The sequence below is a fragment of the Pseudomonas sp. NPDC096950 genome (assembly GCF_044762525.1).
Classification (GTDB): Bacteria; Pseudomonadota; Gammaproteobacteria; order Pseudomonadales; family Pseudomonadaceae; genus Aquipseudomonas.
Genome location: NZ_JBIWEL010000001.1, coordinates 745494 through 761703, shown reverse-complemented (window position 1 = coordinate 761703; position 16210 = coordinate 745494). Strand labels below are relative to the sequence as shown.

The 16210-nt window shown below is 60.3% G+C and carries 8 protein-coding genes; 3 read left to right on the top strand and 5 right to left on the bottom strand.

Translation table 11 applies throughout. The features are described from left to right. Positions 1-245 precede the first annotated feature (245 nt). The 3 genes from ACIQY3_RS03730 to ACIQY3_RS03720 form a co-directional block, all read right to left on the bottom strand. Positions 246-1826: an aldehyde dehydrogenase (NADP(+)) gene (locus ACIQY3_RS03730; RefSeq protein ID WP_403017370.1), complete on the bottom strand. Its 1581-nt coding sequence runs from the start codon at positions 1824-1826 to the stop codon at positions 246-248. A gap of 10 nt (positions 1827-1836) precedes the next feature. Then, positions 1837-2829 carry an AraD1 family protein gene (araD1, locus tag ACIQY3_RS03725; protein ID WP_403017369.1) on the bottom strand — a complete coding sequence of 331 codons (993 nt, stop codon included), beginning with the start codon at positions 2827-2829 and terminating at the stop codon, positions 1837-1839. Positions 2830-2979: 150 nt separating this feature from the next. Beyond that, positions 2980-4302, bottom strand: coding sequence for an MFS transporter (locus ACIQY3_RS03720; RefSeq protein ID WP_403017367.1), 1323 nt, complete (start codon positions 4300-4302; stop codon positions 2980-2982). A 194-nt stretch (positions 4303-4496) separates the two neighbouring features. Here ACIQY3_RS03720 and ACIQY3_RS03715 point away from each other — a divergent pair, with 194 nt between their 5' ends. The 3 genes from ACIQY3_RS03715 (at position 4497) to ACIQY3_RS03705 (ending at position 12149) form a co-directional block, all read left to right on the top strand. Beyond that, positions 4497-6233 carry an IlvD/Edd family dehydratase gene (locus ACIQY3_RS03715; protein ID WP_403017364.1) on the top strand — a complete coding sequence of 579 codons (1737 nt, stop codon included), beginning with the start codon at positions 4497-4499 and terminating at the stop codon, positions 6231-6233. Between the two features lie 188 nt (positions 6234-6421). Further along, a complete protein-coding gene (locus ACIQY3_RS03710; RefSeq protein ID WP_403017362.1) occupies positions 6422-7150 on the top strand; it encodes a FadR/GntR family transcriptional regulator in 729 nt (242 codons plus the stop codon). Positions 7151-7415: 265 nt separating this feature from the next. Beyond that, positions 7416-12149 (top strand): dermonecrotic toxin domain-containing protein, encoded by a 4734-nt coding sequence (locus tag ACIQY3_RS03705; protein ID WP_403017359.1) that lies wholly within the window; start codon positions 7416-7418, stop codon positions 12147-12149. Positions 12150-12315: 166 nt separating this feature from the next. Here the strand turns inward: ACIQY3_RS03705 and ACIQY3_RS03700 are convergent, their stop codons facing one another. Together ACIQY3_RS03700 and ACIQY3_RS03695 are read right to left on the bottom strand one after the other, a co-directional pair. After that, on the bottom strand, positions 12316-14700 hold the full coding sequence (locus ACIQY3_RS03700; protein ID WP_403017357.1) for an RND family transporter: 2385 nt from the start codon (positions 14698-14700) through the stop codon (positions 12316-12318). Positions 14701-14729: 29 nt separating this feature from the next. Continuing rightward, entirely contained in the window at positions 14730-15782 is a 1053-nt protein-coding gene (locus tag ACIQY3_RS03695; protein WP_403017355.1) for a WD40/YVTN/BNR-like repeat-containing protein, read from the bottom strand. Positions 15783-16210: the final 428 nt, after the last annotated feature.

Here is a 16210-nt window from a genome sequence, read left to right as displayed (position 1 = left end):
ATGCACAACACCGAACCAATGTGGGAGCGGGCTTGCTCGCGAATGCGGTGGGTCAGTCGAAATCAATAGCGCCTGACACTCCGCTTTCGCGAGCAAGCCCGCTCCCACAGGGGGATGGTGTGTGGCCGTTCCGATCGTTCCCACGCTCCGCGTGGGAATGCCTCATCGGACGCTCCGCGTTCGGCTTTAGAAGGGACGCAGAGCGTCCCGGGCTGCATTCCCACGCAGAGCGTGGGAACGATCACTTACAACGCGTCGCGGGATGGCTTGCCATCCACCAAACGCTGAATCCGCAGCGGGTTGCCGTTTTTCAGCGGTTCCGGCAGCAAGTTGTCGGGGTAGTTCTGGAAGCACACCGGGCGCAGGAAGCGGTCGATGGCCAGGGTGCCCACCGACGTGCCGCGCGCGTCGGAGGTCGCCGGGTACGGCCCGCCATGAACCATCGAATCGCAGACTTCCACACCGGTCGGATAACCGTTGAGCAAGATCCGCCCGACCTTCTGTTCAAGTAACGCCGTGAGCTCGCCGAACTGTTCAAAGTCCGCCTGTTCGCCAATGATCGTCGCCGTCAGTTGGCCGTGCAGGCCATTCAACGCTGCGCTGAGCTGCGCCTGATTCGCGACCTCGACGAACACCGTGGTCGGGCCGAACACTTCTTCCTGCAACACTTCATCGCCGTTGATCAACAGGCTGACATCAGCCTTGAACAACTGCGGTTGCGCCTGATTGCCTTGCTGCTCCCGGCCGGCCAGATGCTCGACTCCCGGATGCGCCAGCAACTTCTGCAAGCTTTTGCCGTAACTGCCCAACGTCCCGGCATTGAGCATGGTTTGCGCCGGTTGATCGCCGATCAACCACGCGACCTGCTGCACAAACGCGCTGAACTGCGGCGAACGAATCCCGATCACCAGCCCCGGATTGGTACAGAACTGACCACAGCCCTGCACCACCGACGCCGTCAGGTCGCGGGCAACGGTTTCAGCCCGAGCCTCAAGGGCTTGAGGCAACACGATCACCGGGTTGATGCTCGACATCTCGGCGAACACCGGAATCGGCTGCGGACGCGCAGCCGCCATGTCACACAAGGCACGACCACCCTTGAGCGAACCGGTAAAACCCACGGCCTGGATCGCCGGATGCTTGACCAGCGCTTCGCCGACCCCGCCGCCGTAGATCATGTTGAACACACCGACCGGCATCGCGGTTTTTTCAGCGGCGCGAATGATCGCGTCAGCGACCAGTTCAGCGGTGGCCATATGGCCGCTGTGGGCCTTGAACACCACCGGGCAACCGGCGGCCAGGGCCGATGCGGTGTCGCCGCCGGCCGTGGAGAACGCCAATGGAAAGTTGCTTGCGCCAAACACGGCAACCGGGCCGAGACCGATGCGGTACTGACGCAAATCCGGGCGTGGCAACGGTTGACGCTCGGGCAAGGCCAGATCGATCCGTGCACCGTAGAAATCACCGCGACGCAGGACTTTGGCGAACAAGCGCATCTGGCCGCTGGTGCGACCGCGTTCGCCTTGAATGCGACCGGCGGGCAACGCGGTTTCGCGGCAGACCACGGCCACGAAGTCATCGCCTAACCCGTCCAGTTCATCCGCAATGGCGTCGAGAAACTGTGCACGACGCTCGGCACTCAGGCTGCGATAAGCCGGATAAGCGCTTGCGGCAGCCTTGGCGGCGGCGTCGACTTCTTCCGGCGTGGCTTGATAAAAATCGTGGGACAAGGCTTCGCCGGTGCTGGCGTCGACGCTGTGCAATTTGAGGCTACCGGCCGCGCTGCGCTGGCCGCCAATGTAGTTGTGACCAAGAATCTGGGTCATGCGGTTCTCCTTAAAGGGTGCCGACGGTGCCGGGTTCGAACGCCGCTGCTGCCGGCGCGATACCGTTGATCAACGGCGCGCCGAATTCAGCCTGGCTGATTTCGAACACATCACCCGGTTGGGTGCGGATGCCATCGGCAAAGGACAGGGTCGCGGTGCCGAAGAAGTGAATGTGCACATCCCCCGGTCGCAGGAACTGGCTGTACTTGAAATGGTGATACTCGAGGTTCGCGAGGCTGTGGCACATATTGGCCTCGCCGCTGAGGAACTCGTTCTGCCACAGCACCTCGCCGTCACGCAGGATGCGACTGGTGCCTGCCAAGTGTTGGGGTAGCTCACCGACGCGAAGTTCCGGGCCATAACTGCAACTGCGCAATTTGGAGTGGGCGAGGTAGAGATAATTCTTGCGTTCCATGACGTGGTCGGAGAACTCGTTGCCCACCGCATAACCGAGGCGATACGGCTTGCCGTCGTGGCCGATGACGTAGAGACCGCTGAGCTCCGGCTCTTCTCCGGCGTCTTCGGCAAAGGGCGGCAACGGAAACGGCTGGCCCGGTCGCACGACAATGCTGCCGTCGCCCTTGTAGAACCATTCCGGTTGCACGCCAGCCTGGCCCGCCGCCGGTTTGCCGCCCTCCACGCCCCACTTGAAGATGCGCATGGTGTCGGTCATGGCGGCTTCGTCGCCGACTTGCTGGTGCATTTTGTCCCGGGCCGAGGCGCTGCCCAAATGCGTCAGGCCGGTGCCGCTGACCAGCATGTGCGCCGGATCCGGGTGGTCCAGCGGCGGCAGGATGCGCAGGTGAGTCAGCAATTGCGCATAGTCGTGGCTGATGCCCAGGCCGAGGGTTTTCACTTGCTGCTCAAGATTGACGCCTGCCTCGACGGCGGCCAGGGCCAGATCGCGGACCGTGCGCGCGTCCTGCACTTCGCGCACCAGACCGTCCTCGACCACGCCAACGCGGCGCTCGCCGTTAATCAATTCGAACTGAACTAAACGCATGATTTTCTCCTGTAACCATCTTGAAGTCGGCATTGCCCCCCCTGTGGGAGCGGGCTTGCTCGCGAATGCGGGTTCTCATCCAACATCTGTGCTGACTGACACTCCGCTTTCGCGAGCAAGCCCGCTCCCACAGGGGATTTTTGTGATCTTTCAGGTACGGGTTGCACCCCGGGCACTGGCGGCGAATTGATCGGCCGGCAACACATGCTTGCGCTCCAGCAACCGATACACCACCCCCGTCAGCACCAATCCAAACACCATCACCCCGGACAGGAAGTACAACCCCGACGCCAGGTTGCCGGTGTATTCCTTCAGCGCGCCGATCACGAACGGCCCGATGTAGCCGCCGAGGTTGCCCACCGAGTTGATCAAGGCAATCCCCGCCGCCGCGCTGGCCCCGGCAAAGAAGCGGCCCGGCAGCGTCCAGAACACCGCCGTGCAGGAAAACAGCGCGAACGCCACCAGGCACAACGCCGCCAGTTGCGCCACCGGCAGCGTCAGCCAGGCGCTGAGGAACAGGCCGATGGCGCCCAGCACGTAAAGCACCGCCAAATGGCCGTAGCGATCATTCAAGCGATCGGAACTGCGCGGCACGATCAGCAAACCGATGATCCCGAAGATGTACGGCACCGAGGACACGAAACCGGTCACCAGGTCGGTGCCGCCGAACTGTTTGATCAAGGTCGGCAACCACAAACCCAAGCCATAAATGCTCAACGTCACCGGCAGATAGAACAGCGCCAGCAGCAAAACCCTTTTGTCTTTCAACGCGTGCAGCGGATTGCCGTGACGGGTCTGGCCATATTCTTCGAGGTCTTTTTTCAGTTCGCCGGTGAGCCAGTCTTTCTCGGCCTGGTCCATCCATTTAACTTGTTGTGGACCGTCGGGCAGCCAGCGCAGCACCGGCCAGGTCAGCAGGATCGCCGGGGTGCCGATGACGATGAACAGCCACTGCCAGCCGTGCAGGCCGAGGGTGCCGTCCATGCCGAGCAAACCGCCGGACACCGGGCCGGTGATCATCATCGCGATGGGTTGGGAAAGAATGAACAGCCCGAGGATCTTGCCCCGATGGCGCACCGGAAACCATTGGGTGATGTAGTACAGAACGCCCGGGAAGAACCCGGCTTCGGCGGCGCCGAGCAGGAAGCGCATCACATAGAAACTGTGCGGACCCTGGACGAACGCCATGCCGATGGTGATCGCGCCCCAGGTGATCATGATCCGCGCAAACCAGCGCCGGGCGCCGAAGCGTTCGAGCATCAGGTTGCTGGGGATTTCCAGCAGGAAGTAACCAATGAAGAACAGCCCGGCGCCGAGGCCGTAAGCCGCATCACCGATGCCGATGTCCGCGCCCATGTGCAGCTTGGCGAAGCCCACGGCGGAGCGATCCACATAGGCGATCAGGTACAGCAGGATCAGGAAGGGAATCAGTTTCAACGTGATGCGACGGATAAGCCGCAGTTCCTGGCTCATGAGATCGGTCTCCGATTGTTGTTGTTATAGAACCTCGGGGGACGCCTCTCGCGGAAAACCGCCAGGGCCAATCCCTCCGTTGAAACCGACTATATAGTAATACTAATTAAGCAACAACGCTTCCAAACCGGCGAATTTGCGCTTATGTTATTCATCAGATTGAACAATATAGTCATACAATAAGAGAATCGATCATGTCTGATAAGAAGCCCACCCTGCGCTCCGCCCAATGGTTTGGCACCGCCGACAAGAACGGCTTCATGTACCGCAGCTGGATGAAGAATCAGGGCATCGCCGACCACCAGTTCCACGGCAAACCGATCATCGGCATCTGCAACACTTGGTCGGAACTGACCCCGTGCAACGCGCATTTCCGCCAGATTGCCGAGCACGTCAAACGCGGTGTGATCGAGGCCGGCGGCTTTCCGGTGGAGTTTCCGGTGTTCTCCAACGGCGAATCGAACCTGCGCCCCACCGCCATGCTCACCCGCAACCTGGCGAGCATGGACGTGGAAGAAGCCATTCGCGGCAACCCGATTGACGGTGTGGTGCTGCTGACCGGGTGCGACAAAACCACTCCGGCGTTGTTGATGGGCGCGGCCAGTTGCGACGTGCCGGCGATCGTCGTCACCGGCGGGCCGATGCTCAACGGTAAGCACAAGGGCCAAGACATCGGCTCGGGCACCGTGGTCTGGCAGCTCAGTGAACAGGTCAAGGCTGGCACCATCACCATCGACGATTTCCTCGCGGCCGAGGGCGGCATGTCCCGCTCGGCCGGCACTTGCAACACCATGGGCACCGCATCGACCATGGCCTGCATGGCCGAAGCCCTCGGCACCTCCCTGCCCCACAACGCAGCGATTCCGGCGGTGGATGCGCGACGTTATGTGTTGGCGCACATGTCCGGCATGCGCGCAGTGGAGATGGTGCGCGAAGACTTGCGGCTGTCGAAGATCCTCACTAAAGAAGCCTTTGAAAACGCCATCCGAGTGAACGCGGCGATTGGCGGTTCGACCAACGCGGTGATTCACTTGAAAGCCATCGCCGGGCGCATTGGCGTCGAACTCGATCTGGACGACTGGACCCGCATCGGTCGTGGCATGCCGACCATCGTCGACCTGCAACCGTCCGGGCGTTTCCTGATGGAAGAGTTCTACTACGCCGGTGGTTTGCCGGCGGTGTTGCGTCGCCTCGGCGAAGCCAATCTGATTCCGCATCCGAACGCCTTGACCGTCAATGGCAAGAGCCTCGGCGAGAACACCAAGGACGCGCCGATCTATGGCCAGGACGAAGTGATCCGTACCCTCGACAACCCGATCCGCGCCGACGGCGGCATTTGCGTATTGCGCGGCAACCTCGCGCCACTCGGTGCCGTGCTCAAGCCCTCCGCTGCCAGTGCCGAACTGATGCAGCACCGTGGCCGCGCCGTGGTGTTCGAGAACTTCGACATGTACAAGGCGCGGATCAACGACCCGGAACTGGACGTGGACGCGAACTCGATCCTGGTGATGAAAAACTGCGGGCCGAAGGGTTATCCGGGCATGGCAGAAGTCGGCAACATGGGTTTGCCGGCCAAGCTGCTGGCTCAGGGCGTTACGGACATGGTGCGGATTTCCGATGCGCGCATGAGCGGCACGGCGTACGGCACGGTGGTCTTGCACGTAGCGCCGGAAGCCGCAGCCGGCGGGCCGTTGGCGGTGGTGCAGGAAGGTGACTTCATTGAGCTCGATTGCGCCAGCGGACGTCTGCACCTGGATATCCCGGACGCCGAACTGGCGGCGCGGATGGCGGATCTGGTACCGCCGAAGCAACTGATCGTGGGCGGCTATCGCCAGCTGTACATCGACCATGTGCTGCAAGCGGACCAGGGCTGCGACTTTGACTTCCTCGTCGGCTGCCGCGGCTCCGAAGTACCTCGCCATTCCCACTGATCCCACCATCCCCCTGTGGGAGCGGGCTTGCTCGCGAAAGCGGCTTAACATCCAACACATTAGTTGGCTGACAAACCGCTTTCGCGAGCAAGCCCGCTCCCACATTGGTTCTTCATCTGATTCAGGAGCCTGTCCGCGCCTGCTATCATGCGCCACACCCCCACCCGCCCAGGATCGCGCCGTTCCCCATGGATTACCGCAAACCCTCCGACCGCAAAAGCATGCACTCGCGCATTGTCCAGGAACTGGGCATGCAGATCGTCTCCGGACGCTTCAAGCCCGACGACAAACTGCCCGCCGAAGCCCTGTTGTGCGAAGAGTACGCGGTGAGTCGGCCGGTGCTGCGCGAAGCCACGCGCGTGCTGGTTGCCAAGGGGTTGGTGTATTCCCGGCCACGGGTCGGCACGGTGGTCAAGGCGCGCAAGGAATGGCACATGCTCGACCCGGACGTGTTGCATTGGTTGATGCAAAGCAGTCCGCAGAATGAATTCTTCAGCCTGCTGACCAGCGTGCGCAGCATCATCGAACCGGCCGCCGCCGCCCTCGCCGCGCAATACGCCACCAATGCCGACATCGCCTCCATCGGCGAAGCCTACCAACGGATGGAAGCCGCACCGACCCCGGAAGCGCTGCTGCAACCGGACCTGGACTTCCACAGCCGCATCGCCGACGCAACCCACAACGACCTGCTGGCCAACCTGTGCAACATGCTCTCGGTGGCGATCGCCGAGGCGTTGAAGCATTCCAACCAGCGGCCGAACTTGCATGAACTGGCGCTGCCACGGCACAAGGCGATCCTCACGGCCATCGAAAATCGCGATGCGCTCGGGGCGCGGCATGCGACGCTGGTGCAACTGGATGATGCGCGCAGTGCGCTCAACGTCGTGCTCGGCGCCGATCCCACCAACAACCACTAACCCCCTGTGGGAGCGGGCTTGCTCGCGAAGGCGGTAAAACATTCAACATTGATGTTGGCTGACCCACCGCCTTCGCGAGCAAGCCCGCTCCCACATTTGAATTGTGTGAACCACAAGAAAGCCGCCACCCTCAGGTCGCGGCTTTTTTGTTTCTGCGCCCGCGCGTCTACCCCATTCCATCAATGCCTGTGCGGTAACCGGATACCGCACACTTCACTCCCCGACGCTTTATGTTCAAGGCCTCAACCATGCAAAGGATTGCATCATGCCCACCGCTTCATCACCGACCGCAGAGGCCGGATACTCAAACCTCATTGCCCGAACGATCAGCACCCAATTCAGCACCCGCCCGACCCTGCGCTCGGTAACCGCCAGTCTGCTCAAGGAAGACCTGCTGGAAAAATACCCGCCACTGGATTTCGATCCCGAGCGAACCCGCCTCGCACAACCGCTCCCCGAGGGTGGCTGGCGCCTGACGCTGTTGCTGGATGTGGTGCTCGAGTACCTGGCGAACGGCACGCCACCGCTGCTCAGCGCACAGTATGGCCGCGCCTGCTTCCTGACCAACAAGGCCCCGACACACCTGACATACGACAACACCACCCAGCGCGAACCGGACATGCAAGTCATCGCCGGCATCATTCGAGAGCTGCCAGTCATGGTGTGCATCGCGTTTCAGGAAGCGTTGAGTGATTACTGGAATGAGCCCGTCGAGGGCGGGGTCAGTCGCTGGCAATGGCTGGGGGATCTGCTGAACGGGGTGCTGAAAACCACGGCGGTTCGGCATGCGCAAATCAACGCGCTGCAAGCAGGGATCCTCACCGAACTGACCCGCCATTCCGACAAACATGAACGCCTCCAGGCACCTTGGGCAAAAGGTGTTATCCATGCCTACGTCCTTGAAACCACCCTGATTCAAGATCAGCAATCAATCAGCCTGCAAAGCCCCGACTTACTGGTCACCTGCGGTGAAACCCTGCTGCTGTGCGGTGTGACCGGCACTGTCGAAGCCTTTCCGTCCATGGAAGCGTTTGGCCAAGCTTGGGGCATGCGGTCTCAACAAACCTTCATGGCCGTCAGCATCACCTGGAAACGCTTTGAGCCGGACGGCAATCTCTTCGACACCCAGGCCGCCCTCCTACTGAACCGACAACTGGACGATCTGGCTGCGTTCAAGTTGCCGTCACGCCTGCGCGTGGATGAGCTGGAAAAACGCTTCGCCGCAATCACCGATGTGGCGGCGCAGTTCGTTATTCAGCCGAGCACCCAAAGCGCAAACCCGATGCTGTTCCAACACATCGATTCCAGCCTGCCCAAGTGGTTGCAAACCGCAAGCGCAGTGGATCGCATGGCTTACCGCAAACATGTGCTGGAACTGGCCAGCATCAAGCAACAGAACCTGGGCCGCACATTTCGCGCGGGCATCGATGACCTCCCGACTTTCGCCAGAAAAGCGCTGCACAAACAGATGCTGCTGGATCAACCGCAAGCCCCCGGTTACAACCCCGACGAACTGGAACTGACCTTTCATGTGCCTGTCGGCGACCTCGGCAGTGGCTACATCGAGCCGGTCAAAATGTCGTTGACCGAACTGTCCATCAAGAACCTTGCAGCCAAACCCAAAGGCCGGATGACGATTCGTCACACGGGCGACCAATTGATTCAGGACTGGACCACCGAGGCCTATCTGCTGGAACTGGTCAGCCGGGTCGACATCGGCCAGCACTATCCCGAATACATCCGTACCGAACTGTTGGCTGACACGCCCGAAGCGCGGGAGCGCCAGCGACTGTTCAGCCTGGAACTGGCCGTCAGCTTGCCAATACTTGCACTCGAACTCTCGATCAAGGCTGAACAAGGTTTCTCCCGCCAGGGTTACCGATACGTCGCCGCGCTGATGCACAAGACAACCGCCGAGCGCTTCGTCGATGACCAGGAGATCGTCCTGCGGCCGCTGGCCTTCCAGAGAAAAGCCGATGCCGAATGCGACGTGGCCGGCAACCTGTTCATCATCGAACCCCGGAACCTCAACGCCGATGGCCCGCACATTCTCTACCGGCCGCTGTACTCACCGGCGCTGCAGCAATACCCGACTCGCCAAGCCCTGCTGAGTGCCATCGCACAACCAGGCCCCTTGCAGACCAGCGTGCTGACCTGGCTGTCGGATCGCGCCCGCCCGATCTACGACAACAACGGTTTCAACGAACCGCACATTGTGCATTTCCATGTCGATGATGAATTCACGCCCCCGGAAAAACCCAAACCGGCGATTCTAGTGGGCGACGAAGCCGCCGACTGGCTCACGGCGCCGCAACACGGTGAATTGCTGGCCCGGCTATTTGAAAGCAACGCCAATGCGCTGGCAGAACAGGCTGATCGGCAATCAGTGTCCAACGCCGAGAGTCGCTGGGCGATCATCCTTGAAGGCGGCTGGCTGGTGTTCAACAACCTGATCCTGCCGCTGCTGCGCGGCCCGGCGATGCTGGTGGGCTGGATGCTGCAAATTACCCACAGTCTGGTCCAGGACCTGCCTGCCCTGGATAGCGATGATGTCACCGCTCGGGAACAGGCCTGGGTCGACGTGCTGCTAAACCTTGGGCTCGTGTTACTGCATGTGGCGCAGAATAGAGACGCAATCGACGGCCCGATGGCTTCCCAAAAACCACCTGTTGCACTCGATTCACTGCGGCGGCCCCTGCCCCATGTTGTTGCCGAAAGCAGGGTCACCCAAGCGGCGCCGGGATTGCCATCCGAACCACCGGGCAGCGGCCACACCTTGTTGGACTTCAACCTGTCGACGGCGCGGGATTCGGCCACGGCTCGATTGGTCGAACAATTGAAATCCGTGCGGGTGCCATGGCCGGATTCTCTACCGGAACCCATTGCCATCGGCCCTTTCCACGGCCTGTACCGAATCGACAACAAATGGCACGCCACCCTCGCCGGCCTGCTGTTTCGCGTGCGGATCGTGCCGGGCTTCGGCGAGGTTTTCCTGGTGCCCCCGGATCACCCTGACCACCCGGGAATCAAGCTCAAATCCAATGGCCGTGGCAAATGGACATTGGACCAGGGCCTGCAACTGGTCGGCGGTGGTCGCAAAAGCCGCATTGCCGATGCACGGGAAACCAGGCGTCAGCGCATCGAAGAGCTGGCCTTATGGCGCCAGGAGTTCTTTGCACAACAGGACCGGGTGCAAAAACGTGTCGATATCGCAGAAAACCTGATGGACCTCAAAGACAACAACCCCAGCAGCACGGACCAAGAACGCACGACATTCATGCAGCGCTATGTTGCCGAGCTCGACAAGCAGACCGACAACTACATCACCCTGCTTGACGGGCTGAGGGAAACCAGCGAGCTGACGGACTTTCCCCTGGATCATTCGCTGATTTGCGATGTGCTGGGCAACATCATCAAGAATATTCGCAAACGGATCGTGAAAGCCGACGATGCTCGAACCGCCGCCAACATCAGGTACAACGAATTCGCCAGCAATGTGCAGCAACTCTATGAAGCCTTGGCTAACGAAGGTGAGGCCGTGGTGAGGCGATACTTCGAATTCATCCGCGAAACCAGTGAAATCAATGAAACCATGATCCGGTCCTATGAGGAGATCGACCGACGGATCGAAGAGCTTGAACAAATCCCGCTGCTGGGCGCCGAAACACTGAATGGACTGAATCAGGACCGCCCGGAAAATGAACTGACGGCCCTGAGGGTCAAGTCCTACCAATTGGTGATCTTGCGCATCCTCAGCGTCAAAACCCTGGGAACCGAGACCACCGATGCGCTGGAAATAGCCGTCGAACCGTTGCTGATGCTGGCCAGGTCCCATGCCGAGCTACAAACCGACCACGTGTATGAGCGCAGTGATCGCATCGCCGTGCTCGACAGTCTGGTCCGCCACTACAGCGCCGCCCAGGATGCCTTGGGCAGTATCGCTATCTTCAGGGCCGAAGAATTGGTCATGCCGGCGTTCAACCGCCTGCGGATCCTCATTCACCAATTGCGCCTCGACGCCGAGCAGCGCATGGCTGCCGAGATTCAACAGCTGGCATCGGAACAGGGACAATCGCCTGACGAGTCCGGACAAACAGCCGCCGGGAGCTCCAAAGATGTGAGCTCAGGCAAGAAAAAAAGCAAAACCCCGCCTCCTGCGGTCAGCCGAAAAAAAGTCATCAAAACCGCCAAAGGCACCCTGATCGGGGATCTTCGTCCGCGTATTGCCAATCAGGACGGCGACATTGTCGACATCAATGGTCCGCTGGACGACAAGCCCCTGCTCTCGTTCCATCAACACGACAATGACTGGGTGGAGATCGTCGAAGCCAGGGCGCCGGCCCCCAAGGCCCCTTCAATCCCCTACCCGTTGCTCAAGGGCAATGCCCGAAAGGCCTTGGCACAGGTCGATGAGCAAGTCCTCAAGATCGACGGCTACGCCAAAGGTGCAAGTTCGCCCAAGGAAATCGAGGAGCAATTGCAACGGGAAGCGCAGAAGCTCACCGGGTATGCCGATAAGCTGGAAAAACACGAGGACGCCCCGACGGGCAATGAAAAAGACACCGCCCTGATCACTGCGCTACGGGACAAGGCACACATCCTCGAACGCAAGGGAACGGAGCTGCGCACCCGCATGACCCAGGATCAGGCGCCGACCAGCGAAGGAGTGGAATATCTGCTGCAACACAACGTGATTCACGTCGAGCCCATCGGCCGTCGCGTCCGGCTGAAAACCGGACGCCGGGACTTCATGCAGGAATACGCCCTGCTGGACGCCGACGATTCTCCACTGTGGTACGCGCACTTTCACTACGTCGGCGTACGGGACGGTAAAGCCACATACACGACGGCTCATCTGAAAACCGGGGAGCAACGATTCGAAAGTTATGAATCGATCATGGCCAGGGCCAAAGATCCGAAGCAGAAAATCGAGATCTACCATGGCGCTATTAGCGAAACACTGGCCCGGGAGTATTTCCTGCCATTGGAACCGAACTGAGCACACATGAAAAAGCCGCAACACAAGGTTGCGGCGTTTGTTGAAGATCCAATGTGGGAGCGGGCTTGCTCGCGAAGGCGGTTTATCATTCAACATCTCTGTTGGCTGACACTCCGCCTTCGCGAGCAAGCCCGCTCCCACAGGGGGGAACTGCGGTGTTTGTAGATTAGTGAGCAAACAACGAATTGCCCTTCTGCCCCGCCAGCTTCTCCGGTTTGATCAGGAACCGCGCCAGCGCTGGCAGCAGCCACAGTGCGCCGAACATGTTCCACAGCAGCATGAAGGTCAGCATCAGGCCCATGTCGGCCTGGAATTTGATCGCCGAGAAGATCCAGGTGCACACGCCGATGGCCAGACACAGACCGGTGAACAGCACGGCTTTACCGGTGGACTTCAGCGTCTGATAGTAGGCCTCTTGCAACGGCAGGCCCGCACGCAGGAAGCTTTCGAGACGGCTGTAGATGTAGATGCCGTAGTCCACGCCAATCCCCACACCCAGTGCCACCACCGGCAGGGTCGCGACTTTCACGCCGATGCCCATGAAAGCCATCAGCGCGTTGCCGAGCACCGAGGTCAGCACCAGCGGCAGCACGATGCACAAGGTCGCCGCCCAGGAGCGGAAGGTGATCATGCACATGGTCGCGACGCAGATGTACACCAGGATCAGGATCGTCAGCTCCGATTCCTTGATCACTTCGTTGGTCGCGGCTTCGATCCCAGCGTTACCGGCGGCAAGAATGAATTCCAGGCCGTCCTTGTTATTGTCCTTGGCGAAGTCCTGTACCGCATGCACGGCACGGTCCAGGGTCGCAGCCTTGTGGTCGTTGAGGAACACCAGCACCGGCGCCAGGGAACAGCTGTTGTTGTACAGGCCGTCAGCCCGGGCGATGGAGTTGTTCAGCACGTCCGGATTGCGCGACAGGGTTTCCCATTTCAGGTTGCCCTCGTTCATGCCCTTGATCATCTGCTTGGACACGGTCACCAGGGAGATAGCCGACTGCACGCCCTCGGTGTTCTGCATCTTCCACATCAGCTCGTCGATCGGCGCCATGGCTTCATAGCGCGAGCAACCTTCGGGCTTGGTCTTGACCATCACCACCAACACGTCGGAACTGGTGGAGTAGTTGCTGATGATGAAGTTGTTGTCCTTGTTGTAGCGCGAGTCCGGACGCAACTCCGGCGCGCCCTGGTCGAGGTCGCCGATTTTCAGGTTCTGGCTGTACCAGAGGCCGCCGCCGAAGGCCAACAACGCCAGGATGATCGACACCGGTGCGACTTTCGGGCTGGCGAAATTCGACAGCAGGCGCCAGAACGGGTGTTCGCGGTGCGCGTCTTTCTTGCTGCGCTCGACCGCACGCTTGCTGATACCGACGTAGGAAATTGCCACCGGTAGCAGGATCAGGTTGGTGAACACGATCACCGCCACGCCGATGGACGCGCCGATGGCCAGTTCGCGAATCACACCAATGTCGATGATCAGCAGCGTAATGAAGCCCACCGCATCCGCGAGAATCGCGATCATCCCCGGCAGGAACAGTTGCCGGAAGGTGCGCCGTGCAGCGGTCAAGGCATTGTCGGCCTCGCTGGACTGCAAGGCGATGCCGTTGATTTTCTGTACGCCGTGGGAAATACCGATGGCGAAGATCAGGAACGGCACCAGCATCGAATAGGGATCGAGCCCGAAACCGAAGAAGTGCATCAAGCCGAGTTGCCAGACCACCGCCACCAGCGTCGTACTCAACACTGCCACGGTGCTGCGCATGCAGTTGGTGAACCAGTACAGCAGGATCAGGGTAATGACGAAGGCGACGCCGAAGAACATCACCACCATGACCAAGCCATCGATCAGGTCGCCGACTTTCTTGGCGAAACCGACGATGTGGATCTGCACGTTAGGGTTCTGTTTTTCAAACTTGTCGCGGATCTTGTCTTCGAGTTCGTGGGAGAACTTGCGGTAGTCCAGGGCCAGCAACTTGCCCTGGTCCTGCGGGTCCGGATAGGACTCCAGCAGCGGGATATCGACGATGCTCGACTTGAAGTCGTTGGACACCAGGCGCCCGACCTGGCCGGACTTGAGCACGTTGTTGCGCAGCAGGTCGAGACTTTGCTGGGAGCCGTTATAGCTCTGTGGGATCACCTCGCCGCCGGCGAAGCCCTCCTCCGTCACCTCGGTCCAGCGCACGCTCGGGCTCCACAGCGACTTCAGGCCGGAACGGTCGACGCCGGAGATGTAGAACACTTCGTCGTTGATCTGGCGCAGGGTCTCCATGTACTCCTTGGAGAAGATGTCGCCGTCAGTGGCTTCCACGGAAATCCGCACGGTGTTGCCGAGGTTCGCCAGATCGTTGCGGTGCTCCATCATCTTCTGAATGAAGGGATGCTCGAGCGGGATCATTTTTTCGAAGCTGGTGGACGGCCGGATCAGCGTCGCTTGCCAGAACAGGAAGATACTCACCAGCAGGCAGATAACGATCACTGCCGGGCGATTGTTGAAAATCAGGCGCTCTAAAAACGTCGCCTTGTCTTGGTGATGACTGGTCAATGATGTCATAGCTTCGCCCTTCTTATTATTTGCCCGGTTCACTTGCCAAGCTCAGCGCCGGTTGGCGAAGTGGCGCGAACGCCGCCCTGTCCTGCGAGAATCAGATTGCCGTTGCCTGCGGCGGTGACCGACGACACGGAAATCCGGTCCGGACGATTGAACACCGTGAAGGTTTCGCCGTTGTCACTGCTGCTGATCACCGAACCACCATTGCCGACGATCACGATGGAGCCGTCATCGAGCAAGGTGGCGCCGGACAGGCCGAACTCCAGCGTGCCACGTGCGGCCTGGAGTTGAACTTGTTCCCAGGTGCTGCCGAAATCCGTGGAGCGGTAGAGATTGCCGCGCAACCCGTAGGCAAGCAGCGTATTAGGCTGTGCGGTGCCGATCACGCCAAACAGCGAGCCTTCGTACGGGCCTTCGAGTTTTTCCCAGGTCTGGCCCCAATCGGCGGAGCGGAACATGCTGCCCTGCTCCCCAACGATGAACAGCCCGGCATCCTTGACCGCCGCAATGGCGTTGAGGTGAAACTGGTCTTCGTTGTCGAGGCGATCGCTGGCGTCTTCCCAGTGCTTGCCGCCGTCGGTGGTTTCCAGCAACGCGCCATACGCGCCCACGGCAAAGCCGCTGTTGACGTCCTTGAACCAGACGTCGAGCAGCGGCGATTCACGTTTCAGGTCTTCGAATTGTTTGGTCCAGGTGACGCCGCCGTCTTCGCTGGCGAGAATTTGCGCGTCATGCCCGACGGCCCAGCCGTGTTTGTCATCGACAAAAAATACGGCCGTGAGCAATTGCCGGGTCGGCACCTTGGCCTGGGTCCAGGTTGAGCCCTGGTCATCGGAATACAGAATGTGCCCACGATCCCCGACCGCCACCAGGCGCTTGCCGGCGTGGACGACATCGAGCATCAGGCTTTTGGCAGCCTTGGCGGATTCAACGGAATAGACCGCATCGGCGGCCGGCGCGTCGGCGGCGACCACCGGGGCCGACAGCACGGCACAACCCAACAGCGAGAGCGCTGTAGCCAGCAACGCGAATTTGCGTAATGCCGGCGGGCGGCAGATACCCACACCCATGACAGGCTCACTCATAGACCTTCCCCCATTATTATTGTTAGGTCGTTCAACCTTTCAGGGCGCCGTAAGGGTGCTCGTGGTGATTGACTGGTTGGAGCATAGTCCTGAAACCTGCAATCTAGAGCCCCTTCGGAAGCTGGCTTATCCTATCGGGCTTTGGAAAGGTCTGACAATCGACGCCACGTTATGTTTTGTTAACCTGGGGGGTGTTGGGGTTTGGGTGAATGATTGGGTATTAGGTGGGGTGATTGGGGTTTCTGGGGTTTCTGGGGTTTGTGTGTATATCCGTTGCTGCGGTCGCGGCGGATATTGGTTCCGCTCTTACAGCGGGTCACTTTGGAAGAGCGCCAAAGTAACCAAAACGCTTTTGCCCCTTTCGTTCGGTGCCTCGCTGAGGCTCGGCATGCCCTCGCTCCGGTCCTGCTTCGTGGGCCCGCCGCCAT

Excerpts from the sequence above, each read along its gene's own strand:
- ACIQY3_RS03700 (WP_403017357.1), bottom strand. The coding sequence starts at position 14,700 with ATGACATCATTGACCAGTCATCACCAAGACAAGGCGACGTTTTTAGAG.
- ACIQY3_RS03730 (WP_403017370.1), bottom strand. The coding sequence starts at position 1,826 with ATGACCCAGATTCTTGGTCACAACTACATTGGCGGCCAGCGCAGCGCG.
- ACIQY3_RS03710 (WP_403017362.1), top strand. The coding sequence starts at position 6,422 with ATGGATTACCGCAAACCCTCCGACCGCAAAAGCATGCACTCGCGCATT.
- ACIQY3_RS03720 (WP_403017367.1), bottom strand. The coding sequence starts at position 4,302 with ATGAGCCAGGAACTGCGGCTTATCCGTCGCATCACGTTGAAACTGATT.
- ACIQY3_RS03705 (WP_403017359.1), top strand. The coding sequence starts at position 7,416 with ATGCCCACCGCTTCATCACCGACCGCAGAGGCCGGATACTCAAACCTC.
- ACIQY3_RS03715 (WP_403017364.1), top strand. The coding sequence starts at position 4,497 with ATGTCTGATAAGAAGCCCACCCTGCGCTCCGCCCAATGGTTTGGCACC.
- araD1 (WP_403017369.1), bottom strand. The coding sequence starts at position 2,829 with ATGCGTTTAGTTCAGTTCGAATTGATTAACGGCGAGCGCCGCGTTGGC.
- ACIQY3_RS03695 (WP_403017355.1), bottom strand. The coding sequence starts at position 15,782 with ATGAGTGAGCCTGTCATGGGTGTGGGTATCTGCCGCCCGCCGGCATTA.